This window comes from Streptomyces sp. SID14478 (genome assembly GCF_010548525.1).
Taxonomy (GTDB): Bacteria; Actinomycetota; Actinomycetes; order Streptomycetales; family Streptomycetaceae; genus Streptomyces.
The window spans coordinates 1-277 of the sequence record NZ_JAAGMG010001099.1 but is presented as its reverse complement, the minus strand read 5'-3'; the positions used below and the strand labels follow the sequence as shown (position 1 = coordinate 277).

The window sequence follows — 277 nt, the reverse complement described above, 5'->3', positions numbered from 1 at the left end:
GAGCCGTTCCGTGACTGGTGGCAGCGGACCAACGGCGGCAAGAACGTCACGGAGAACGGAAAGGGCGCGCAGAAGTGAGCAGTAGGGACGTGATCCTGGGCCGGGTCCGGCGGGCACTGGGCGGCCCGGCCGGCGACCCGGCGACGTACGAGTCGGACGTCGACCGGAGCTATCTGCGCGCGCACGGCGACCGGACGACGCAGCAGACGGTGGAGCTGCTCGCGGAGAACCTGGCGGACTACCGGGCGCTCGTGCACCGCTGCTGCGCGGCGGAGCT

The 277-nt window shown here is 71.8% G+C and carries 1 pseudogene; it reads left to right on the top strand.

Features of this window, described 5'->3' with window-relative positions:
* Positions 1-74: 74 nt before the first annotated feature.
* A pseudogene (locus G3I40_RS35495) lies at positions 75-277 on the top strand (lactate utilization protein C); the annotation flags it as partial.